20 protein-coding genes are annotated in these 21,857 nt (G+C 66.6%); 6 read left to right on the forward strand and 14 right to left on the reverse strand.

All coding sequences use genetic code 11. The features are described from left to right. Positions 1-71 precede the first annotated feature (71 nt). Positions 72-3,617 (forward strand): methionine synthase, encoded by a 3,546-nt coding sequence (metH, locus tag QMG83_RS01275; protein WP_283504499.1) that lies wholly within the window; start codon positions 72-74, stop codon positions 3,615-3,617. Here metH and QMG83_RS01280 read toward each other — a convergent pair. The 11 genes from QMG83_RS01280 to QMG83_RS01330 form a co-directional block, all read right to left on the reverse strand. Then, complete coding sequence (locus tag QMG83_RS01280) at positions 3,505-4,395, reverse strand: ECF transporter S component (RefSeq protein WP_283503558.1); 891 nt, start codon at positions 4,393-4,395, stop codon at positions 3,505-3,507. The genes metH and QMG83_RS01280 overlap by 113 nt on opposite strands. Then, the gene (locus QMG83_RS01285; RefSeq protein WP_283503559.1) at positions 4,392-6,287 is read right to left on the reverse strand and encodes an ATP-binding cassette domain-containing protein; all 1,896 of its coding nucleotides are present in this window, start codon (positions 6,285-6,287) and stop codon (positions 4,392-4,394) included. The genes QMG83_RS01280 and QMG83_RS01285 overlap by 4 nt, the downstream gene beginning before the upstream one ends. After that, the gene (locus tag QMG83_RS01290; RefSeq protein ID WP_283503560.1) at positions 6,287-6,787 is read right to left on the reverse strand and encodes a hypothetical protein; all 501 of its coding nucleotides are present in this window, start codon (positions 6,785-6,787) and stop codon (positions 6,287-6,289) included. The genes QMG83_RS01285 and QMG83_RS01290 overlap by 1 nt, the downstream gene beginning before the upstream one ends. Positions 6,788-6,817: 30 nt before the next feature. Continuing rightward, the gene (locus QMG83_RS01295) at positions 6,818-7,612 is read right to left on the reverse strand and encodes an alpha/beta fold hydrolase (RefSeq protein WP_283503561.1); all 795 of its coding nucleotides are present in this window, start codon (positions 7,610-7,612) and stop codon (positions 6,818-6,820) included. Positions 7,613-7,691: 79 nt separating this feature from the next. After that, positions 7,692-8,783, reverse strand: coding sequence for a sugar kinase (locus QMG83_RS01300; protein WP_283503562.1), 1,092 nt, complete (start codon positions 8,781-8,783; stop codon positions 7,692-7,694). Then, positions 8,780-9,571 (reverse strand): fumarylacetoacetate hydrolase family protein, encoded by a 792-nt coding sequence (locus tag QMG83_RS01305; RefSeq protein ID WP_283503563.1) that lies wholly within the window; start codon positions 9,569-9,571, stop codon positions 8,780-8,782. The genes QMG83_RS01300 and QMG83_RS01305 overlap by 4 nt, the downstream gene beginning before the upstream one ends. Then, positions 9,558-10,616 (reverse strand): D-2-hydroxyacid dehydrogenase, encoded by a 1,059-nt coding sequence (locus QMG83_RS01310; RefSeq protein ID WP_283503564.1) that lies wholly within the window; start codon positions 10,614-10,616, stop codon positions 9,558-9,560. Before QMG83_RS01310 ends, QMG83_RS01305 begins: the two co-directional genes overlap by 14 nt. Further along, complete coding sequence (locus QMG83_RS01315) at positions 10,616-11,341, reverse strand: amino acid ABC transporter ATP-binding protein (RefSeq protein ID WP_283503565.1); 726 nt, start codon at positions 11,339-11,341, stop codon at positions 10,616-10,618. The genes QMG83_RS01310 and QMG83_RS01315 overlap by 1 nt, the downstream gene beginning before the upstream one ends. Before the next feature lie 40 nt (positions 11,342-11,381). Continuing rightward, positions 11,382-12,026: an amino acid ABC transporter permease gene (locus QMG83_RS01320; protein ID WP_283503566.1), complete on the reverse strand. Its 645-nt coding sequence runs from the start codon at positions 12,024-12,026 to the stop codon at positions 11,382-11,384. 5 nt (positions 12,027-12,031) lie between these two features. After that, positions 12,032-12,685: an amino acid ABC transporter permease gene (locus tag QMG83_RS01325; RefSeq protein WP_283503567.1), complete on the reverse strand. Its 654-nt coding sequence runs from the start codon at positions 12,683-12,685 to the stop codon at positions 12,032-12,034. Positions 12,686-12,765: 80 nt separating this feature from the next. After that, a complete protein-coding gene (locus QMG83_RS01330; RefSeq protein ID WP_283503568.1) occupies positions 12,766-13,584 on the reverse strand; it encodes a transporter substrate-binding domain-containing protein in 819 nt (272 codons plus the stop codon). A gap of 159 nt (positions 13,585-13,743) precedes the next feature. Between QMG83_RS01330 and QMG83_RS01335 the strand changes: the two genes are divergently transcribed. Continuing rightward, positions 13,744-14,526 (forward strand): IclR family transcriptional regulator, encoded by a 783-nt coding sequence (locus tag QMG83_RS01335; protein WP_283503569.1) that lies wholly within the window; start codon positions 13,744-13,746, stop codon positions 14,524-14,526. A 6-nt stretch (positions 14,527-14,532) separates the two neighbouring features. Here the strand turns inward: QMG83_RS01335 and QMG83_RS01340 are convergent, their stop codons facing one another. Continuing rightward, positions 14,533-15,696, reverse strand: coding sequence for an acyl-CoA dehydrogenase family protein (locus tag QMG83_RS01340; protein WP_283503570.1), 1,164 nt, complete (start codon positions 15,694-15,696; stop codon positions 14,533-14,535). 28 nt (positions 15,697-15,724) lie between these two features. Then, positions 15,725-16,330: a TetR/AcrR family transcriptional regulator gene (locus QMG83_RS01345; RefSeq protein WP_283503571.1), complete on the reverse strand. Its 606-nt coding sequence runs from the start codon at positions 16,328-16,330 to the stop codon at positions 15,725-15,727. Between the two features lie 85 nt (positions 16,331-16,415). Here QMG83_RS01345 and QMG83_RS01350 point away from each other — a divergent pair, with 85 nt between their 5' ends. Genes QMG83_RS01350 through QMG83_RS01365 form a run of 4 tightly spaced genes read left to right on the forward strand, consistent with a single transcriptional unit; the run spans position 16,416 to position 21,326 of the window. Next, on the forward strand, positions 16,416-18,023 hold the full coding sequence (locus QMG83_RS01350; protein ID WP_283503572.1) for a carboxyl transferase domain-containing protein: 1,608 nt from the start codon (positions 16,416-16,418) through the stop codon (positions 18,021-18,023). A gap of 5 nt (positions 18,024-18,028) precedes the next feature. Next, positions 18,029-20,047, forward strand: a complete 2,019-nt coding sequence (locus QMG83_RS01355) for an ATP-binding protein (RefSeq protein ID WP_283503573.1) — start codon at positions 18,029-18,031, stop codon at positions 20,045-20,047. Beyond that, a complete protein-coding gene (locus QMG83_RS01360) occupies positions 20,044-20,529 on the forward strand; it encodes a MaoC family dehydratase (RefSeq protein ID WP_283503574.1) in 486 nt (161 codons plus the stop codon). Before QMG83_RS01355 ends, QMG83_RS01360 begins: the two co-directional genes overlap by 4 nt. Further along, positions 20,526-21,326, forward strand: a complete 801-nt coding sequence (locus tag QMG83_RS01365; RefSeq protein ID WP_283503575.1) for an HpcH/HpaI aldolase/citrate lyase family protein — start codon at positions 20,526-20,528, stop codon at positions 21,324-21,326. The genes QMG83_RS01360 and QMG83_RS01365 overlap by 4 nt, the downstream gene beginning before the upstream one ends. Positions 21,327-21,357: 31 nt before the next feature. Here QMG83_RS01365 and QMG83_RS01370 read toward each other — a convergent pair whose 3' ends face one another. Further along, positions 21,358-21,831 (reverse strand): Lrp/AsnC family transcriptional regulator, encoded by a 474-nt coding sequence (locus QMG83_RS01370; protein WP_283503576.1) that lies wholly within the window; start codon positions 21,829-21,831, stop codon positions 21,358-21,360. Between the last annotated feature and the right edge of the window lie 26 nt (positions 21,832-21,857).

Here is a 21,857-nt window from a genome sequence, read left to right on the forward strand (position 1 = left end):
CTGCAGAAACATCGCCGGAGCCTTCGCTCGACGTCTCACACGCCGTTCGCCCTGCCCGATCAGAGGCAATCATGGCAACGCTCACCGAGCGTGTCGTCATCGCCGACGGCGCGATGGGAACCATGTTGCAGAGCGCCGAGCTGACCCTCGACGACTTTTTGCAGCTTGAGGGCTGCAACGAGATCCTGAACGTGACCCGTCCTGATGTGCTCGAGGCGATCCATGGCGAATATCTCGAGACCGGCGTCGACGCGATCGAGACCAACACCTTCGGTGCGAACTGGTCGAACCTCTCTGACTACAACATCGAGGATCGCATCGAGGAGCTTGCCCGCGCGGGTGCCGAGATCGCCCGCAGGGCCGTCGAGTCGTTTGAGGCCCGGGATGGCAGGATGCGTTGGGTGCTCGGCTCGATGGGCCCAGGCACCAAGCTGCCCAGCCTCGGTCACACCACCTACGCGAACCTCAAGTCCACCTTCGCCGAGCAGGCGCTCGGACTCATCCGCGGTGGCAGCGACGCCCTGCTGATCGAGACGTCGCAGGACCTGCTGCAGACCAAGGCGGCGGTCAACGGATGCAAGCAGGCCATCGCCGAGACGGGCATCCGGCTGCCGATTTTCGTGGAGGTGACGGTCGAGACGACGGGCACCATGCTCATGGGCAGCGAGATCGCCGCCGCGCTCACCACCCTCGAACCGCTCGGGATCGACATGATCGGGCTGAATTGCGCGACCGGCCCGACCGAGATGAGCGAGCACCTTCGCCACCTCTCCCGGTTCTCGCACATCCCCGTGATGTGCATGCCCAACGCCGGCATGCCGGTGCTCGGAGCCAACGGCGCCAGCTACCCGCTCACCCCCGACGAGCTCGCGACCGCGCACGAGCAGTTCGTGAAGGAGTTCGGCCTCGGTCTCGTCGGCGGATGCTGCGGCACGACGCCTGCCCACATGAAGGCGGTCGTCGACCGCATCGGCGGCACCCGCACCCTCACGCGCGCCATCGAGGAAGACCCGGGAGTCGCGAGCCTGTACCAGCACGTCGGGTTCAATCAGGAGGCCTCGTACCTCGCGATCGGTGAACGCACCAACGCGAACGGCTCGATCGCGTTCCGTGAAGCGATGCTCGAGGAGCGCTGGGACGACTGCATCGACATCGCGCGCAATCAGATTCGGGAGGGCGCCCACCTCCTCGATGTGTGTATCGACTACGTCGGTCGCGATGGCGCCGCCGACATGCGCTCCCTCGTCTCGCGTCTCGCGAGTGCATCCACTCTCCCGCTGGTAGTCGACTCCACGGAGCCTGCCGTGCTGCAGGCGGGGATGGAGCTGATCGGCGGACGCCCGGTCGTCAACTCGGTGAACTTCGAGGATGGCGAGGGCCCGACGTCACGGTTCGGCCGCATCATGCCGCTCGTCAAGGAGCACGGCGCTGCGGTGATCGCCCTCACCATCGACGAGGAGGGCCAGGCGCGCACCGCCGAGCACAAGGTGCGCATCGCGACCAGGCTCATCGACACCCTCGTGGGCGAGTGGGGGATGCGTGTCGACGACATCATCGTCGATGCCCTCACCTTCCCCATCGCCACCGGCCAGGAAGAGACGCGACGCGACGCGATCGAAACCATCGATGCCATCCGCCAGATCAACGCGAAATACCCCGGCATCCACACCACGCTGGGCGTCTCCAACGTGTCGTTCGGGTTGAATCCGGCGGCGCGCTCGGTGCTTAACTCCGTCTTCCTGCACGAAGCCGTCGAGGCGGGGCTCGATTCCGCCATCGTCAACGCTGCGAAGATCGTGCCGTTGGCATCGGTTCCGGATGACCGGCGCAAGGTCGCGATGGATCTGGTCTGGGACCGCCGCGAGTACGACGTCGACGGCAACCTCACCTACGACCCACTGTCGGCCATGCTCGACCTCTTCGCCGGGGTGGACTCCGCGGCCCTCAAGGATGCCAGGGCCGCCGAGCTCGCCGGCCTTCCGGTGGGCGAGCGCCTCGAGCGCCGCATCATCGACGGCGAGGCGAAGGGCCTCGAGGCCGACCTCGACCTGGCTCGCGCCGGTGGCATGAGCGCGCTCGATATCGTCAACGTGCATCTGCTCGCGGGTATGCAGATCGTGGGTGCCCGCTTCGGCAGCGGCGAGATGCAGCTGCCGTTCGTGTTGCAGTCCGCCGAGGTGATGAAGGCCGCCGTCGCGCTGCTCGAGCCGCACATGGAGAAGTCGGAGGCCGCCGGCAAGGGCACCATCGTGATCGGCACCGTGCGTGGGGATGTGCACGACATCGGCAAGAACCTGGTCGACATCATCCTCACCAACAATGGCTATGACGTCATCAATATCGGCATAAAGCAGCCCCTCAGCGAGTTCATCCGGGCCGCGGAGGAGCACAACGCCGACGTGATCGGCATGAGTGGGCTGCTGGTGAAGTCGACGGTCGTCATGAAAGAGAATCTGCTCGAGCTCAACTCCCGCGGGCTCGGCACGAAGTGGCCTGTGCTGCTCGGCGGCGCCGCGCTCACCCGCACCTTCGTCGAGGATGACCTCGCGTCACTGTTCGACGGGCAGGTGCGCTACGCCAGGGACGCCTTCGAGGGTCTCGCCCTGATGGAGCCGCTCGTCGCGATTGCCCGGGGTGCCGCCCCCGACAGCGTCGGGCTGCCACCGCTGAAGAAGCGCATCCACGCAAAGTCGACGCTCGATCTGACCGAGCCAGAGAACATGCCAGCCCGTTCGGATGTCGCCAGCGACAACCCGGTGCCGTCGCCGCCGTTCTGGGGCACCCGCATCGTGAAGGGTGTCGCACTGGGCGACTATTCAGCGTTCCTCGACGAGCGCGCCACCTTCATGGGCCAGTGGGGGCTCAAGCCGAGTCGCGCCGAGGATGGCGCGAGCTATGACGACCTCGTCGCGACCGAGGGCCGCCCGCGCCTCAGGTACTGGCTCGACCGCATTCTCGCCGAGGGGATGCTGGACGCCTCGGTGGCCTACGGCTACTTCCCGGCGTATTCCGAGGGCGACGACATGGTCATCCTCCACCACGGTGACGATCCGACGGGCGTGCTCGGCACACCGGGGCTGCTGGCCCCGGATGGCGGGTCGGGCGGCGTGCCCGGCACCGAACGGATGCGCTTCACCTTCCCGCGCCAGCGTCGCGATCGCCACCTCAACCTGGCCGACTTCGTGCGTTCGCGGGAATCCGGACAGATCGATGTCGTGGCCATGCAGCTCGTGACGGCGGGTTCTGCGGTCGATGCGGTCACCGCGAAGATGTTCGCGGAGAACAAGTACCGCGACTACCTCGAGCTCAACGGCCTGACCATGCAGCTGACCGAGGCGCTCGCCGAGTACTGGCATTCGCGTGTCAGGGCCGAACTCGGCTTTGCCGCAGAAGACCCTGACGACCTGGCCGGGATGTTCAAGCTCCAGTATCGCGGAGCCCGGTTCTCGCTGGGCTACCCGGCCTGCCCCGAGATGGAGGACCGCCGCAAGGTCGTCGAGCTGCTCAAGCCCGAGCGGATGGGCGTGGTTCTGTCTGAGGAGCTGCAGCTTCATCCCGAGCAGTCGACTGATGCGTTCGTGTTCCATCACCCCGAGGCGCGGTACTTCTCGGTGTGACGTGCGCGTGGCCGAGCTTCGCGCGGCGGAGTGCCGCGAGGGTCGCCGGGCCGACGAGCACGATGCCGACGGCGGTGGTGATCGCGCGCACAGTGTCCCAGGTGAGAGTGGATGTCGCGAGGGAGTAGAGCCCGAACGAGGCGAGATTCTCGCCCAGCGGGGCGCCCGCCTGGTATGAGATGCCGGTTCCCGAGCCCACCGCGAACGGCCAAAACCATAGGTTCATCACGAGACCAAACGCATAGGATGCCGCGACGCCGTAGGCAACCAGCATCAGGATCTCGAGGCGCGCCGCCGTGCGCGGCGCACCCAGCGTGACGCGCGGCAGCAGCCCGGCGCCCGCGCCCACCCAGCCGCAGGCGAACAGCTGGAAGGGCGTCCACGGCCCGAACCCGCCCCACAACACCGACGACAGGGCGATGGTCAGCATGCCGAGCAGGAACCCGAACCGGGCGCCGTAGGCACGCCCGGCGAGGATCAGCAGGATGAAGACGGCCTCGACCCCGCCGACGCCGGTGCCGGCGATGCGGATCGCGGCCCCGACCGCGGCGAGCACGCCGAGCAGCGCAACGGTCTTGGCGGTGTACGACTGCCGGTCAAGGGTCAGTGCCACGGCGACGGCGAGTGCTGGAACGACGGCGAGGGCGACGGCGGGTGCGGCGGCCCTGGCATCCGTCGGCAACGCAGAGGCGACGAGCGGCCATGCGAACCCGGCGGCCGCTGCTGCGCTCGCGACGACGAGCGACCACGACGACCAGCGCTGGCGGATCGCGTTCACGATGCCACCGCCGGGCTCGGGCGGTCGACGCGGCCGGCCGCCATCGAGATGGTGCGCGTGGCGAAGCGGGCGGCGAAGTCGGCGTCGTGGGTTGCCACGACGACCGCGGTGCCTGACTCGGCGGCGCGAGCCAGCGCGGAACCCACGAGCTGTCGCGCGGCGGCATCGAGCCCGCGGGTTGGCTCATCCACCAGCAGCACCCGGGGCCTCGCCGATAGCTGGATCGCGATCACCAGGCAGAGCCTCTGGCCGGCCGACAGATCGCGTGGATGCCGCGACATCAGCCGCTCGGTGTCGCTCAGGAACCCCGCGAACACCTCGCGGGAGTGGGCGCCTGCGCGCCGCAACTCGTCGTCGACCGTGGTCGCGAACAGCAGGTCGTCGAACTCCTCTGGCACCAGCGCGACGGCACGGCGCCTGAGGCGCGGCTTCAGAGTACTCACGTCCAGCCCGCCCACATCGACGCTGCCAACTTTGGTGGGTCGGGCGACGGCATGCAGGAGGCTGCTTTTGCCGGCGCCGTTCGGCCCGCACAGGGCGACGAACTCGCCGGCGGCCAGGTCGAGGGACACATCGTCGACGGCGAGCCGATCGCCGTGGGCGACACGGAGGTGGCGCAACTGTGCGACAACCGATCCCGCCTCGGTGGCGGGGACGCGGGGCGTGACGGGGGCATCCGCGTCTGCATCGGCCGGATGCACCGTGCCATCGCGAAGCTCGAGTCGGGCATCCACGACCCCGTCCCAGGCGGCGATGTTGTGCTCGGCGACGACCACGCAGACCCCTGCCTCGTGCGCGAGGCGGTTGAGCGTCTGGACGATTCGACTGCGCGCCGCGGTGTCGAGGTCGGCCAGCGGCTCGTCGACCAGCAGAAGAACGGGGTGCGAAACCAGCGCGGCGCCGATCGCCACGAGGCAGGCCTCGCCGGCGGACAGCGCCTCCACCGGGCGACCCAACAGGTGCGCGATGAGGAGGCGTTCGGCGATCTCCTCCGCGCGCGCCCGCACGATCACCGGGGCGACGCCGCGCACGGCGAGGGTGAAGCCGAGCTCGTCGGCGACGGTCGCAGCGACAAAGGAGAGGCGTACAGACTGCGACACCACCCCGACGAAACCGGCAGTCTCGCGCGGCGGGGTGGAGGCGCGGTCGGCGCCCGCAACCTCGATGCTGCCGCGCTGCTCGCCCTCGGAATAGTGCTGCAACAGGCCGCTCATGGCGTGCAGCAACGTGGACTTACCGGAGCCGGTCGGGCCGGTGATGAGGGTGAGGGTGCCGGGGGCGAGGTTGAGGCTGATGCCGCTGAGGGTGTGTTCGCCGGCGAAGCCGAGGGCGGCATCCTGAATCACCACCGGTCGTTCGCAATCCGGTTCGGCGCTGCGGGTGGCCGCGAAACCGCGCACCTCCATGGATGCCCCGAGCGCGAGCGCGCGCTCGACGGTGTGCTCGAGCACGGGCACGATGAGCGACTGCAGTGAGCGTTCACCGCGCAGTTCGCGAGCCACCCGCACGCGGAGCACCGAATCCCTGAGGGCGGGCAGCGTCGCCCAGGCGATGGCGAGGGCGCGGGAGATGGTGCGCACCGGGCCCCTCACGGCACCTTTGGTGAGCAGCGCGCGCACGTTCACAGCGGATCCGAGCACGCCGAAGGCGAGGATGACCCCGGCGAATGGCAGGGCGCTGAGTGCCGCCGCTCCCAAACCGCCGGTCGTGATCGGGCCGAGGATGCCGATGTGGGAGAAGGGCCCTTCGAGCTGGATGCGCGGCAGATCGGCGAGCGTCACGCCGGAGCCGGCCGCGCCCCCGAACATCACGCGGTAGACGACTCGCAGCAGCACGAAAGCACCCGCGATGAGTGCCGCCGTTCTCAGCGGTGCGAGTCGCCCGTGCAGCATCAGCTGGAGGGTGGAGTGGACTCGGTGCCCGCGGTGTAGACGAGTCCGATGGATTCACCGTCGGCGAGCTGAAGGGTGCCGAGGCCCTCCTGTGCGTACTCCCACTCCGCGTCGGGGGAGGCCTTTACCCACAGCGCCCAGTAGGCGCTCGCGGAGGGCATTGACTGGCACGCTTCGACAAACTCGGGCTGGCCCTCGAGCGTGACGGTTTCGTCTGCGGCGGGCCGGTCGTTGACGCGGCACACGACCTGGTCACCGAAGTCGACGGTTCCCTCGGTCGTGATGCCGGCGGCTTCCACCGCGTCTGCGGCCGCTCCGGCTGCCCCGCACTCCTCGATCTGCGGGGCATCCAGCACGCCGAAATCGACCACGATGGAGACCTCGCAGGGTGCGGCTGATTCAGCGGCAGTCGGGCTCGAAGAGTCTGCGGGCGCGGCAGTCGCGCAACCGGCGAGGGCGATGACGACGAGAAGGGGGATGGCAGCAAAGGTCAATTTCACTTCGTAAGCCTACCGAGGAGCCCTGTTGTGTTACGTCGTGCTGCGCGGTGCTTCCGGGCGAAGAAAACCCGCGAGTTCCGCGACGATGGCGGCCTGATCCCAGCTGTGGTTGGCGCCAGCGATCTGTCGCACCGTGGCATGGGGCAGGTGGGTACCGAGGGTGTCGGCCGCTGCCTCAAAGATCGGCAGCGGTTGCTCGCCGACCAGCACGAGCGTCGGCTGCGAGATCCGTGAGAAGAGTTCGGCGGGAGGTGCCGACTGGGCCCAGGCGAGTGCCTCGGCGTCACCCTCGAGGCTCGCTGACATGGCCGTCATGACGGGCCAGGCCGGGCTATTTTTGGCGCCCTCGAGCCACTGGGGCGGCATGTCTTTCATGAAGTAGGCCTGGGTCGCGTCGCCGTCGCCTGCGGCGATCCGCACCCGCAACCCGGCGAGGAACTCGGCCCCACCGGCTCGCGACAGGGGCGCTTCCCACAGCGCAAGCTTCGTGGCGGGCAGCCCGGCGGATGCCGCAGCCAGTGCGATGGCCGCGCCGGAGGAACTGCCGAACAGTGCGGCGCTCCCGCCAGCAACGTCGATCAAGGCGCGGATGTCGTCGAGATCCCGACTGAGCCCGAGCGATGTCGCTGGGCTCTCGCCGCGACCGCGGCGGTCGTAGTTGATAACGGTAAAGCCTTCATCGGCCAGCGCTGCCGACAGCGCGACCGTGGCCGGATCGAAGGCACGGAACTGCATTGCGGCGGCGACCATGATGACCGCGGGGCCATCGCCCAGACGATCGAAGGCGATGCGGGTTCCGTCAGCTGAGGTGGCGTATTGGCTCATGCGATTCACTCCTTGCCACGAGTGTAGAGGCGCGCGGCGTCGCATGGTTGAGACAATTTGTGGCTTGTGGCTCGGTGGCTCAGCGGCTCACGTGTGCCGATCCTCCATCGACGAGGGTCAGGACCTCACGGAGACTCGCCATCGAGTTGTCGCCCGGTGTGGTCATCGCGAGAGCACCGTGTGCTGCTCCGATCTCCAGGGATTCCGAGGCGCTGCGCCCGTCGAGAAGCCCGTAGACCAGTCCGGCCAGGAACCCGTCGCCTCCCCCGACCCGATCCATGATGTTCAGGTTGTCGTAGCGGGTCGACGCCAGCGCACCCCCGCCGCGGGTGCGCGCAACGACGCTCCAGTCATTGACTGACGCGGAATGCACCACACGCTGAGTAGCGGCCACCAACGACAGCTGCGGAAACTTGTCGAGCACTTCAGCAGCGAGTTCGCTGACGGGAATCGACTGCCCGTCATCCGTCGCCTTCGCGCTCACGCCGAGTCTGACCACGAAGTCGGTCGCGCCGCCCACGAGCACGTCCGCGACCTCGGCGAGTCTCGTGAATACCTCTCGTGAGCGCTGGGCACCATCGGCGCCGGACCAGAGGCTGGGCCTGAAATTCAGATCGACCGATACCGCGGTGCCGTTGGCCCTGGCGGCGGTCGCGGCGGCAAGCGTTGTCTCGAGCGCGGAGTCAGACAGTCCGGCGAAGACGCCTCCCACGTGAAACCAGCGCACTCCGCGCGTTCCGAAGAGATGATTCCAGTCGATTTCGGCGGGAGCGAGCAGGGATGCCGCACTGTGCCCGCGATCGGAGACTCCGATGGCACCGCGAATGCCGAAACCACGCTCGGTGAAGTTCAGTGCGTTCCTGGCCGCGCGCCCGATCCCGTCAAACGGCCGCCACAGGATCAGGGACGTGTCGACACCGCCCGAAAGGATCAGGCTTTCGACGAGTCGTCCGACCTCGTTGTCGACGAGCGAGGTGGCGACCGAGGTGCGCAGCCCGAAGGTGCGGGACAGCGCGCGGCTGACGTTGTATTCGCCGCCGCCCTCCCAAACGGTGAAGCTGCGCGCGGTGCGGATGCGCCCCTCGCCCGGGTCAAGGCGAAGCATCACTTCGCCCAACGAGACAGCATCGAACTCACACTCAGCGACAGGCCGAAGTTTCAGGAACGTCATCGCAGAGCCACCTTTGCCTCATGCATCGCCATCGGATCCTTTCGTAAGCTCGCAACAGGATTGGTCAGTACTCCCAGGCCATCCAGCGCGATCGAAACCTCATCGCCGTCGCTGATGGGCGTCATCGTGCCTGGCGCCCCGGTGAGCACCACGTCTCCGGGCCCGAGGGTCATGATCGAGGTCAGGTACACGATCAGCTCGACGACTCCGTAGCTCAGGTCTGATGTCGAGCCGCTCACGCGACGCTCGCCATTGACGATGACGTCGATGGCCACATCGTGGGGGTCGAGGCCGCGGTGGATCCATGGCCCCAGCGGTGTGAATCCGTCACCGTTCTTGGCCTGGGTCATCATGCTGTCGAGACTCACCTGCTCGATCGCCGTCACGTCGTTCGCGACGGTGAAGCCGAGGATTGCCTCCGCGACATCGTCGGCGGCGAGGTGCCGGGATGAGCGACGCATGACGACCGCGAGTTCACCCTCCGCGTTTACTATCCCGGCTGCACTGTCGAGAAGGATTGCTTCTCCCGGCCCCACTGCGGTGCGCGCTGATTTGGTGAATGCCTGGGGAGGAAGATGACGATCTCCCGGGCCGTTGTGCGCCATCCCGAGGATCACCCGCGGTTCACATGGCGCGAGAAACTCGACATCCATGCCGAATCGCTCACCGGTCAGGGTCAGTCGATCCGCATAAGGATCGTGGATGCCTGCCCATTCGCCGTCGGAGAAGGCGACGGCGACGGGGCCGCTTCGCGTCGCGATTCTGGCGACGCGATCAATAGAACTCAACGGTGTTCACCACATTCTTGAGAGGTCGGCCATCGAGAAGGCTGGCCGCGTTGTGCGCGAACAGGTCGATGATGAGGTCTGGTTCGTTGCCTGAGGCGGCAGCGGTGTGGGGGCTGATCAGGACGTTGGGCATGTCCCAGAGGGCACTTGCCGTCTCGAGTGGTTCCCGCTCGAACACGTCCAGAGCCGCGAATCCGACGCGTCCCGAGCGCAGCGCGGCCGTCAGCGCCGTCTCGTCAACCACAGAACCACGCCCGACATTGACGAAGGTCGCTCCCGGTTTGAGGGCGGCGAAGAAGCCTTCGCCGATCAGGCCGGCCGTCGCATCCGTGCCGGGCAGGGTCACAACGACGGCGTCCGCACGCGCGACGACGCTGTCCAGTTCGTCGGGATGCACAAGCTCATCCACCCCGTCCACGGGCAGGCCGGTACGGCTGGTGCCGATCACGCGGCATCCGAGGGCCTTCACCAGACGCACGAGCGCGCTGCCGATGCCGCCGAGGCCGATCACCACGATCGTCTGTTGGCTGAGCTGGTTCATTTCCCAGCCCGCCCAGGCGTGTTCCGCCTGCTGGGAGCGCAGCCGGGGCAGGTTCTTGGCTCCGGCGAGCAACCCCAGCAGGGCGAATTCCGAGAGCGGGCCGCCATGCACACCCGCCGACGTCGTGAAGACGACACGTTCGAGCTCGTGGGCATCGAGACCGGCCACTCTCACTTGCGCGCCACCACCGGCCGCCATTGTCTGAACCCACCTCAGCCGCGGATTCGCCCGCACCGCGCGCCGAAGGGCGTCGGGGCTCAGATCGGGGATGCCGAACAGGGCATCAGCGGAGTCGAGCAGCCGCTCGAACGCCGTCGTCTGGGCAGGCGTCCGGGCAAAGTCCGGGTCTCCGCGGTAGTCAGTCGCGTGCCGCATGGCGGGCATGAGTGAGGGATCCCACAGCAGGTCGATCCGTGGTTCCAGCTGCAGCAGTCGATCACACTGAGGCTTGCCCAACGGGGTCGCCATCGCGACGCGCAGTCGCTCGGGTGTTGCCGCAGACATCAGATCATCTTGCTGAGGAATGCCTTGGTGCGCTCGTGTTGCGGCGCCCCGAACAGCTCGGCGGGTGTGCCTTCCTCAACGACGACTCCGCCATCCATGAACATCACTCGGTCTGACACCTCGCGTGCGAAACCCATCTCGTGGGTGACAACCACCATCGTCATCCCCTCTTCGGCGAGTTTCTTCATCACGCCAAGAACCTCGCCCACAGTTTCGGGGTCAAGCGCCGAGGTGGGCTCGTCGAAGAGCATGACCTTGGGCTCCATGGCGAGCGCCCTGGCGATCGCGACTCGCTGCATTTGACCGCCCGAGAGTGTGCGCGGGTATACGTCGGCCTTGTCGGTCAGGCCGACTTTCTCGAGCAGCGCCATGCCACGCGTGCGCGCCTCCGCCTTGCTCACTTTCGTCACCTTCATTGGCGCGAGCATGATGTTTTCGATCACGGTCTTGTGAGGGAAGACGTTGAACGACTGGAACACCATGCCGACGTCGCGGCGCACGAGGTTCAGGTTGGTTTTCGACTTCGTGAGGTCGTGGCCGCAGATGGTGACTGTGCCGACGTTGAACGTCTCGAGGAAGTTCAGGCAGCGCAGGAACGTGCTCTTCCCCGACCCGGATGGGCCGATGATGCACAGCACCTCGCTCTGGGTCACGGTGCAGTCGATGCCCTTAAGAACCTCGAGCTGGCCGTACTTCTTGTGCAGTCCTTCAACTGAAATGATCATGCGATGACTCCGTTTGCGTGGATCGACAGGGGGATGGTGTTCATGCGAGTTTCCGTTCTGCCCATGACCCGAAAAGGGAGATGGGGAACGAGATGATGAAGTAGAGCAGCGCTACGACGAGGAATGTCGTCAGCGGCTCCTGGTTGATGGTCGTCACGATGCGGCCGGCTCGGGTGAGATCGACGAAGCCGATCACCGAGACGAGAGAAGACGCCTTCACCAGCGCGATGAGGAAGCCGATTCCCGGGGGCACGGCCATCTTGAGCGCTTGTGGCATTACCACCCAGATCAGCGACGTGAAGTAGTTCAGGCCCAGGGCCGTTGCCGCCTCGGACTGACCCTTCGGCACCGCCTGGATGCCGCCGCGCATGATCTCTGCCATGTACGCGCCCGAATAGATCGAGAGTGCGACCACGGCGGTGGCGCCACGATCGAGCGTGAGCGACGGAACGATCAGGGGCAGCGCGAAGTAGGTGAACAGCAGGATGATGAGGATCGGCACACCGCGGATGAAGTTCACGTAGAGCGAGCTGACCCAGCGGGCGATCCGGCTCGGCGACGCCTTCGCGGTGCCGAACACGATGCCGAGGATGCTGCCGAGAATTCCGGATGCCGTGCAGATCACAATCGTCAGCCCGGCCCCGACCAGCAGCGGCGGGAGGTATTCGATGAAGTCGAAGTTCATGGTCCTTACCATTTGAATGCCACCTTCTCGATGGCGCGGGCGCCGTAGGCGATCGCAGCCGAGGTGAGGAAGTACAACAGCGCGCCGATAGTGAAGATCTCGAAGGTGCGCAGCGTCTGGGAGTTCAGGTTCTCGAGCACGGCCGTCAGCTCATCGAGCGAGATGACCGACCCGATCGACGAGAACAGGAACAGGATGATGAATTGGTTGGTGAGGGCTGGCAGCACATTCCGGATGCCGGGCATGAGCACGACGTGCCGGAAGGTCTGGTCGTAGCGCATCCCGAGCGCACGACCCGCTTCACGGAGCCCGTTCGGCACGGCGTTGATGCCGGCTCGGAAGATTTCCGCGGTGTATGCGGCGTTATTGAGGCTCATACCGATCAGCACCGACCACAGCGGGTTGAAGTTGATGCCCACTTGGCCGAGGCCGAAGTAGATCAGATACAGCTGCACCAGCAACGGGGTGTTGCGGATGACCTCGACGTAGCCGCGGCCGAACCAGCGCAGGGCGCGGAACCTGCTGGCGCGTGCCAGGTAGATGAACAGTCCGAGGAAGCTGCCTACGACGAAGCTCAGCGCCGTGACGTAGATGCTCACCCACAGTGCCTCGAGCATGATGGGGAGATACGGAAAGATGTCTCCGAAGTAGAGGGTCATGCATGGCCTTTCTCGTTCACCATGTCAGCAGGGGGTGGTGCCCGGCGGCGGCCGATTGACCGCCGCCGGGTCGATCAGGGCTAGCCCACGATGGCGGGAAGTTCGCCGTCGCTCCACTTCTGGTAGATCTCGGCGTTTGCGCCGGAGGCGTTGAGGTTGCGGATGAAGTTGTTGAGGTAGTTCAGCCACACCTGGTCGGCGGGCAGCACGCCCATCGACACGAGGGAGGGGTTCAACTCATCGCCGTCGACGACGGCGAGCTTGTCGTTCTCCGCAGCCATGTTGCTCACAGTGGAGGCACCCTCGACGAGAGCGTCAACCTTGCCGGCGAGCAGCGCCGCCGCCGCGTCGGCGATTGTCTCGAAACGCTCGACATTGGTGTCGGGGAAGTACTTCGTCATGATGCTGTCGTTGGTGCTGCCGCGGGCGACCGAGACGGACTTGCCGGCGAGGTCTTCGTAACCGTTGACCGGGTTCTCAACGCGGAACAGAACGCGCGCTCCGTGCGCAACGTAAGGAATGGTGAATCCGGCTTCCTTCGCGCGCTCGTCCGTGGCGGTCCACTCCGAGATGTTCACGTCGACGCGGTCGGCCTTCAGCAGGGGCAGGCGCCCGGTTCCGTCTGTCGCGACCAGTTCGAGCTCAACACCGAGGGCTTCAGCGAGCTTGGTGGCGATGTCGATGTCGTATCCCTCGAACTCGCCCGATGGCGTCTGCACGCTCCACGGCGGGTAGTCCGGGAGAACGGCAACGCGAAGCGTGCCGGACTTGATGACCTTGTCGAGCTGGCTCTGCGAGCTCGCACCCGCTGAGGCGCCGGTGGGTGATGTGCACCCGGTGAGCAGGAGCGCGACGGCGAGGGCCGGGATGAGGGCGAGTTTCAGATTGAACTTGCGCATGTGTAAATCTCCAGAGGTAGCTTCATTGGTATCTGCGGGATGTTCCCATATGATGGGAGCAGTTCTTGCTGTGTGAGAGCATAGCAGTGCAAGGGTACGTTGTGTCCACCACCAATTTCCGGATGTTCCGATGCAGCACCCTCGACGACGAAGTGAAGGATGATGACCGACGCAACCGACAATGGAGCCGGCCGCACGCAAGACATGGTGGGCAAGGCTCTGTCCCTGCTGACACTGCTGGGCGAGCATCCCCACGGCGCTGTGGCGTCAGCGCTCGCCCGTGAGTCCGGCTTTCCGCTCAGCACCGCTCACCGGCTTCTCGGCATCCTGGTGCGCGAGGGGTTCGCCAAGTTCGAACAGACGACGCGTCAGTATGCTGTCGGCATCCGCATCTTCGAACTCGCGCAGAGCGTGTCTGTGGCGTACGGCTTTGCCGGAATGACGCGTCCCATTCTCGAGGAGCTGTCTGCGATAACGAAGGAAGCATCCCTGCTCACCGTGCGCGACAACGATCGTCAGTTGTACGTTCAGACAATCGCGGGCCCCCAGCAGGTCAGCGTCAACGGTGAACCCGGTAGGCACGGACCCCTGCACTGCACCGCCGTGGGCAAAGTTCTCACCGCCTTCGCGGTCGACAGCGTGAGGGAGCAGTTGCTCGCCTCAATTTCCCTCGACGCCTGCAGCCCCAACTCCATCACTGACCGCGCGGCATTCCGCGTCGAGATCGAGAAGGTACGTCGGCTCGGCTACGCGATTGCCGACGAGGAGCACGAGCTCGGCATCCGCGCGATTGCGGTTCCCGTCTTCGTGCACGGCGAGGTGGTGGCGGCGTTGGCCACCGCAGCCCCGGCCTACCGCGCGTCTGTTGAGCGACTCGAGGAGTACGTGCCCCACCTGCACGAGACGGCACGCTCTCTCGCGACGGTCATGGCGCTGCAGTAGCCCCGGTCAGAGCCCGAACGAACGGGCGATCAGCATGAGCTGCACCTCCGTGGTGCCCTCGCCGATCTCCAGGATCTTGCTGTCGCGGTAGTGCCGGGCGACGACGTAGTCGTTCATGAAGCCGTAGCCGCCGTGGATCTGGGTCGCGTCGCGCGCGTTGTCCATTGCGGCTTCCGATGCCACGAGCTTGGCGATGGATGCCTCGGTCTTGAAGGGCTTGCCGGCGAGCATGAGGGCGGCGGCGTCGTAGTACGCGGTGCGTGCGACATGGGCCCTGGCCTGCATCCGGGCGATCTTGAACGCGATGCCCTGGTTCTTGCCGATCGGCTGGCCGAAGGTCTCGCGTTCCTTCGCGTACTTCACGCTCTCGTCAACGCAGCCTTGTGCCGCGCCGACGCTGAGTGCGGCGATGGCGATGCGCCCCTCATCGAGGATCTGCAGGAAATTGGCGTAGCCACGGCCGCGCTGGCCGAGCAGATTCTCCTCGGGAACCCGCACATCGACCATCGTCAGCGGGTGGGTGTCTGAGGCGTTCCACCCGACCTTGTTGTAGGCGGGCTCAGCCGTGAACCCCGGCGTGGGCGTCGGCACGAGGATGGTCGAGATCTCCTTGGCACCGTTGGCCGCCGTCCCGGTCACGGCGGTGACGGTCACCAGCGACGTGATGTCGGTGCCGGAGTTGGTGATGAACTGCTTCGATCCGTTGATGACCCAGTGGTCGCCATCCAGAACAGCGCGCGTTCTGGTGCCACCCGCGTCGCTGCCGGCACCTGATTCGGTGAGTCCAAAGGCGGCCAGGTTCTCGCCACTGACGAGCCGCGGCAACCACTGATGTTTTTGCTCGTCGCTGCCGAAGCGAAACACCGGCATGGCGCCGAGAGATACCCCGGCCTCCAGCGTGATGGCGACGCTTTGGTCAACCTTGGCGAGTTCCTCGAGAGCGAGACACAGTGCGAAGTAGTCGCCACCCATTCCTCCATACTCTTCCGGGAAGGGCAGCCCGAACAGGCCCATCTCGCCCATCTGGGCGACGACCTCATAAGGGAAGCTGTGCTGCGCGTCGTGCTCAGCGGAGACCGGAGCCACGACGGTTCGCGCGAAGTCCGCGACGGTATCGGCGAGCTCTTTGTACTCGTCGGGCAGATTGCCGGTGGCGAGGTATTCGACCATGGTGGTTCCTGTCTGTGGCGCGTTGTGACTAGCTCTGTTTGGCGTGGAGGGAGGCGTGACCGAAGATCGCGCCGAGCGCGGCGTCGGTGAGCACGGCCCGCACGTTTGTCGCGGCATCCTGATCCGCGCTGTATGGCGTGGAGTTGAGGATGCCGAAGATGGCGTGCATGCGCACCGCGAGGTCGGCGTCAGACAGCTCGGGCCGCAACCGGCCGGCGATCTGCTGCCATCCCTCGAGATAGGTGCGCTGGAGTCGTCGCACCTGTTGGTTTGCTTCGGGGGGAAGGTTGGCCAGTTCGCGATCCTGGATGCGGATGATGTCGCGCTCTTTGACGGCGAAGTCGGCGTGGAACGCGATCAGGTCTACGAAGGTGGCCAGGTCGTCGCGGCCCTCGGCGATGGTGGCCTCGAACCCGGCGAGAAGCCGTTCGCTCGCCCCGACGAGAAGCTCGATGAGCATCGCCTCCTTGCTCTGGAAGTGCCGATACAGCGCCGGACCGCTCACCCCGACCGCCGCGCCGAGGTCGTCGATAGACACCGCGTGATAACCCCGTTGGGCGAACAAATGGCCGGCTGCGCTCAGGTAGCGCTCGCGTCGATGCGCCTTCGCTTCAGCCCGCCAGGTCTCTGCCACAGAACAACCATAGCCATTGATGGACATTTCAGTTAGGGATCGCTAACCTATTTTTGTTAGCGATCACTAACCGAAATGGATGATCATGCAGCCCCTCTCGAGTCAGGCGCGACCCGCCAGTGCGGAGTTCCAGGGCAACGATGCCGCACAGCGTGCGGCGGTCGCAGAGCTTCGGGCGAAACTCGCCTCGACAGCGCTCGGCGGCACGGCCGCGGCCCGTGAACGGCACGTCTCGCGCGGCAAACTCCTGCCGCGCGATCGCATCGATGTGCTGCTCGACCGCGGAAGCGCCTTCCTCGAGATCGCGCCGTTGGCCGCGGACGGCATGTACAACGACGATGCGCCCGGCGCTGGCGTCATCGCGGGCATCGGCTTCATCCATTCACGACCGGTGATGATCGTCTGCAACGACGCGACGGTCAAGGGCGGCACCTACTTTCCGATGACGGTGAAGAAGCATCTGAGGGCCCAGGAGATCGCGGCCGAAAATGAGCTGCCGTGCGTCTACCTCGTCGATTCAGGTGGCGCGTTCCTGCCCCTGCAGGACGAGGTCTTCCCCGATCGGGATCATTTCGGGCGCATCTTCTACAACCAGGCGCGCATGTCGTCGCGGGGGATCGCCCAGATCGCGGCGGTCCTGGGATCGAGCACAGCGGGCGGCGCATACGTGCCCGCGATGAGCGACGAAACCATCATCGTGCGCAATCAGGGCACCATCTTCCTGGGCGGTCCGCCGCTCGTGCGGGCGGCCACGGGCGAGGTCGTCACGGCCGAGGATCTCGGTGGCGGGGTCACCCACACCAGGCACTCGGGCGTCGCCGACCACCTCGCCGACAACGATGAGCATGCACTGCAGATCGTGCGAGACATCGTCGCCCAGCTGCCCCCGGCACGGGAGCGAGCGTGGGCAGTCTCGGCGCCCGCGGATCCAGTGGTCGACCCCGGACAGTTGTACGGCGTCGTCCCGACCGAGTTGACCGTGCCCTATGACGCCCGCGAGATCATCGCCCGCATCGTCGACGGCAGCGAGTTCCACGAATTCAAGCACGACTTCGGCGCGACCCTGGTGACGGGTTTCGCGAAAATCGACGGGCATCCGGTGGGCATCATCGCCAACAACGGGGTGCTGTTCTCCGAGTCGGCGCTCAAGGGCGCGCACTTCATAGAGCTGTGCGACAAACGGAAGATCCCGCTGCTCTTCCTGCAGAACATCACCGGATTCATGGTCGGCAAGGAATACGAGATGGGCGGCATCGCCAAGCACGGCGCCAAGATGGTCAACGCCGTCGCGTGTGCACGCGTGCCCAAACTCACCGTGATCGTGGGCGGGTCGTTCGGAGCGGGCAACTACTCCATGAGCGGGCGTGCCTACTCGCCGCGCTTCCTCTGGTCGTGGCCGGCCAGCCGCATCTCGGTGATGGGCGGACCGCAGGCCGCCTCCGTACTGGCGACGGTGCGACGCGCGCAGCTTGAGGATGCCGGCGAGACATGGTCTGAGTCCGACGAGACGGCGTTCAAGGCCCCGGTGCTCGACCAGTACGAGCGCGAGGGCAATCCGTATCACGCCACGGCCCGGCTGTGGGATGACGGCATCATCGACCCGGCCGACACCCGCACGGTCGTGAGCCTGGCGCTCGAGGTCTGCTCGCGCGCCCCGATGGAGGACGTCTCCTATGGCGTCTTCAGGATGTGACGGGCATGTTCGAGACAGTTCTCATTGCCAACCGCGGCGAGATCGCCTGCCGCGTGATCGACACCCTGCGCGCGCTGGGCATCCGCTCCGTCGCCGTCTTCAGCGATGCGGATGCCGGCGCCCGGCACGTGCAGATGGCGGATGTAGCCGTGCGGCTCGGTGCCGCGGCCGCCGCCGACAGCTACCTCCACATCGACAAGATCGTGCGGGCCGCGCTCGACCACGGCGCCCAGGCGATCCATCCCGGCTACGGGTTCCTCGCTGAGAATGCGGCCTTCGCCCAGGCGTGTTCCGCGGCGGGCATCGTGTTCATCGGCCCGAGCGTCGAGGCGCTGACGGTGATGGGCGACAAGATCAGCGCGAAGGCGCAGGTCACGAAGCGAGGCGTTCCGGTGGTGCCGGGCGTCGCCGAGCCCGGAATGACCGATCAGCAGCTCATCGACGCAGCGCCGGGCATCGGATTCCCCGTGCTCATCAAACCGTCTGCGGGTGGCGGCGGTAAGGGCATGCACCTGGTCGAGGAGGCCTCCGCGCTGCCTCAGGCGGTGGCCGCCGCGCGCCGCGAAGCTGCGTCGTCGTTCGGGGACGACTCCCTCTTCATCGAACGCTTCATCTCCCGCCCCCGCCACATCGAGGTGCAAGTTCTCGCCGACGCGGATGGCACTACCGTGCATCTGGGCGAGCGCGAATGCTCGCTGCAACGCCGCCACCAGAAGGTCATCGAGGAGGCGCCGTCACCGCTGCTCGACGACGAGACGCGCCAACGGATCGGGCAGGCCGCCGTCGACACCGCCCTGAGCGTGGGCTACCTCGGCGCGGGCACTGTCGAGTTCATCGTCTCCGCCGACGCTCCTGACGAGTTCTTTTTCATGGAGATGAACACACGACTGCAGGTGGAGCATCCCGTCACCGAGATGGTGACCGGCATCGACCTGGTCGAGTGGCAGTTGCGCATCGCGGCCGGGGAGCGTCTCGACTTCGACCAGTCGGCGGTGCGCCTCACCGGTCACGCGATCGAGGCCCGAGTGTACGCCGAGGATCCGCAGCACGGCTTCCTGCCGACGGGCGGTCACGTGCTGGCGCTGCAGCAGCCCGAGGGCGAGGGTATCCGCGTCGACAGTGCGCTTGTCGACGGGCCGGCCGTGGCATCCGACTACGATCCGATGCTCGCGAAGGTCATCGCGTGGGCACCCAGCCGGGGCGCCGCCCTGCGACGCCTTCGGCGGGCGCTCGCCGACACCGTGACGCTGGGCGTCACCACCAACGTCGAGTTTCTGCAGCTGCTGATCGACGACCCCGATGTCATCGCGGGTGACCTCGACACCGAGCTCATCGCGCGCCGACTTGACGGCCTTGCCTTCAGGCCGGTGGATGCCACCATCGCAGCCGCGGGGGCGCTCGTGCTGCACGCGCTCAGCTTCGCGCAGGCCGGCCCAGCCGCGTGGCAGCAGCCCGCCGGTTGGCGGCTCGGGGATGCCGCGGCCGCCGTGTATCGCCTGGCGGCCGCCGACGCCGAGCCGCTCGTCGTGCGTGTCACGGGCACCCCGTCCGCGGCATCCATCACCGTTGACGCGGGCTCGCCACTGCCCGCCTCGGTCACGCTGGATTCGAGCCAGGGCATCGCCGTCGCCCGTGTTCGTCTCGACGGGGTGGTGACGACGTTCCGTTTCGCACGGGACGGCGACGTGCTTCACCTCGAGCAGGGCGGCGCCGTCTGGTCGCTGACCGACACCGGTCTGGTGCGTGCCGCCGCGCACGGGTCTGTGGAGTCCCCGACGCTGCGCTCCCCGATGCCGGGGGCCGTGGTCGCCGTCTTCGTCAGCGACGGTCAGAGAGTCGACGAAGGCGACCCGGTGCTGAGCATCGAGGCAATGAAGATGGAGCACGTGCTGCGCGCCCCGCACGCGGGAACTGTGGCACTGGGAGTAGAACTGGGTGCACAGGTCGCCGCCAACGAGGTCGTGGCGACCATCGAGGCAGAGCAAGAGTCAGACCCGGCCGACGATGAGGATGGCACACCATGACCGAGAAGCGCATCGTGCAGCGTGGGCTGTATTTCGAGGAGTTCGAGGATGGCGTCGTATACGTGCACAGCCCCGGCCGCACGGTCACCGAGACCGACAACGTGCTCTTCACCACCCTCACGATGAACACCCAGTCGCTGCACCTCGATGCGGAATGGTCGAGCCACACCGAGTTCGGCGAGCGCCTCATCAACAGCATGTTCACGCTGTCGACGATGGTCGGTGCCTCTGTGGCACAGCTCACCCAGGGCACGATCGTGGCGAATCTCGGCTTCACCGACATCGCTTTTCCGCACCCCATGCGGGCCGGTGACACCATGACGAGCGAGACCCGGCTGCTGTCGAAGCGACTGTCGAGCAGCCGCCCCGGCCAGGGCATCGTGCAGCTGGAGCACCTCGCGCACAACCAACGCGGCGACATCGTGGCCAAGGCCGTGCGCTCGGTGCTCATGTTGTGCCGTCCGGCGGAGGATGCCGCGTGAACCTCGGCCCGGCGCTGCTGTTCTGCCCTGCCGACCGCCCAGACCGCTACGGGAAGGCGGCCGCCGCGGGCGACGCGGTGATCATCGATCTTGAGGATGCCGTCGGCCCCGACAACAAGGCCAGCGCACGCGAGGCGTTGGCAGCGTCTGCCCTCGACCCAGCGACCACGATTGTGCGGGTCAATCCCGCCACCAGCGCGCACTTCGACGCCGATCTGGCCGCCCTGCGTCGCACCGACTACACGATGGTCATGCTCCCCAAGGCAGAGAGGAAGGACGATCTCGCCGCCCTTGACGGCTTCGACGTGATCGCGCTGTGCGAGAGCCCGCTGGGGGTGCGCAATGCCGAGGCGCTGGCCGAGCATCCCTCCGTCGTCGCCCTGACCTGGGGTGCGGAAGACCTCGTCGCCGCACTTGGGGGCAGCTCCAGTCGGGCGGCCGACGGCGGCTACCGTGAGGTCGCGCGGTACGCCCGATCCCGGGTGCTGATCGCGGCGGCGAGTGCAGGCAAACCCGCGTTCGACACTGTGCACCTCGACATCGCCGACGTGGCAGGGCTGCGCTCCGAGGCCGAGGATGCTTCCGGCTCCGGTTTCGCCGGCTCGATGTGCATCCACCCGTCCCAGGTCGCCGTGATCCGGGCCGCCTTCGCGCCCTCAGAGGAGTCGGTGCAGTGGGCGACAGCCGTGCTTGCTCAGGCCGCCGCAACTCCCGGCGTCTTCGCCTTCGCGGGCTCGATGATTGACGAGCCGCTGCTGCGACAGGCACGCCACATCATCGCCGCGCGACGACACTAGAGCGGGCCCGGTCGGCGAGAGGGCTTCGCCGCTATAGTTCGCGAGCAGCCTCGCGGATGAGGGGCGCGATTCTGTAGGGCACGAGTTCGCTGATCGCCAGCGCCGTTTCGGTGCGTTCCACTCCGGGGATCGCCAGCAGCTGGGCGTTGACCTCGAACAGCTCCTCGGCCGAGCGGCAGACGATCTTCGCCATGATGTCTGACGGGCCGCTCAGCCCGTGCGCCTGGACGACCTGCGGGATCTCAAGCAGCGCGTGGGTGATCGTGGCGAGTTGCTGCTGGTGAGCGTGAATGGTCGTGAAGGCGGTGAGCGGGTACCCCAGGGCGGCCTGGTCGATGCATCGCTCGAACGAGAGAAAGGCGCCGGATGCCTCGAGGCTGGCCAGTCGCGCCTGCACGGTATTGCGGCTCAGCTTCAGCTGCTCGGCGAGCGCGACGGTCGTCGCTCGCGGGCTGGCGGTGAGGGCGAGCAGCAGCCGCAGATCGGTCGAATCGAGGGTACGCATAATGCGCAACGTTAGCCCTCTTCCCT

Origin of the sequence: Salinibacterium sp. G-O1 (genome assembly GCF_030063305.1) — a bacterium.
In the GTDB taxonomy this organism is placed as follows: domain Bacteria; phylum Actinomycetota; class Actinomycetes; order Actinomycetales; family Microbacteriaceae; genus Rhodoglobus.

Coding starts and splice junctions, on each gene's coding strand:
- QMG83_RS01320 (WP_283503566.1), bottom strand. CDS start 12,026: ATGAACTTCGACTTCATCGAATACCTCCCGCCGCTGCTGGTCGGGGCC.
- QMG83_RS01350 (WP_283503572.1), top strand. CDS start 16,416: ATGCAGCCCCTCTCGAGTCAGGCGCGACCCGCCAGTGCGGAGTTCCAG.
- QMG83_RS01295 (WP_283503561.1), bottom strand. CDS start 7,612: ATGAGCCAATACGCCACCTCAGCTGACGGAACCCGCATCGCCTTCGAT.
- QMG83_RS01285 (WP_283503559.1), bottom strand. CDS start 6,287: ATGCTGCACGGGCGACTCGCACCGCTGAGAACGGCGGCACTCATCGCG.
- QMG83_RS01355 (WP_283503573.1), top strand. CDS start 18,029: ATGTTCGAGACAGTTCTCATTGCCAACCGCGGCGAGATCGCCTGCCGC.
- QMG83_RS01370 (WP_283503576.1), bottom strand. CDS start 21,831: ATGCGTACCCTCGATTCGACCGATCTGCGGCTGCTGCTCGCCCTCACC.
- QMG83_RS01360 (WP_283503574.1), top strand. CDS start 20,044: ATGACCGAGAAGCGCATCGTGCAGCGTGGGCTGTATTTCGAGGAGTTC.
- metH (WP_283504499.1), top strand. CDS start 72: ATGGCAACGCTCACCGAGCGTGTCGTCATCGCCGACGGCGCGATGGGA.
- QMG83_RS01310 (WP_283503564.1), bottom strand. CDS start 10,616: ATGTCTGCGGCAACACCCGAGCGACTGCGCGTCGCGATGGCGACCCCG.
- QMG83_RS01325 (WP_283503567.1), bottom strand. CDS start 12,685: ATGACCCTCTACTTCGGAGACATCTTTCCGTATCTCCCCATCATGCTC.
- QMG83_RS01330 (WP_283503568.1), bottom strand. CDS start 13,584: ATGCGCAAGTTCAATCTGAAACTCGCCCTCATCCCGGCCCTCGCCGTC.
- QMG83_RS01335 (WP_283503569.1), top strand. CDS start 13,744: ATGATGACCGACGCAACCGACAATGGAGCCGGCCGCACGCAAGACATG.
- QMG83_RS01315 (WP_283503565.1), bottom strand. CDS start 11,341: ATGATCATTTCAGTTGAAGGACTGCACAAGAAGTACGGCCAGCTCGAG.
- QMG83_RS01340 (WP_283503570.1), bottom strand. CDS start 15,696: ATGGTCGAATACCTCGCCACCGGCAATCTGCCCGACGAGTACAAAGAG.
- QMG83_RS01300 (WP_283503562.1), bottom strand. CDS start 8,783: ATGACGTTCCTGAAACTTCGGCCTGTCGCTGAGTGTGAGTTCGATGCT.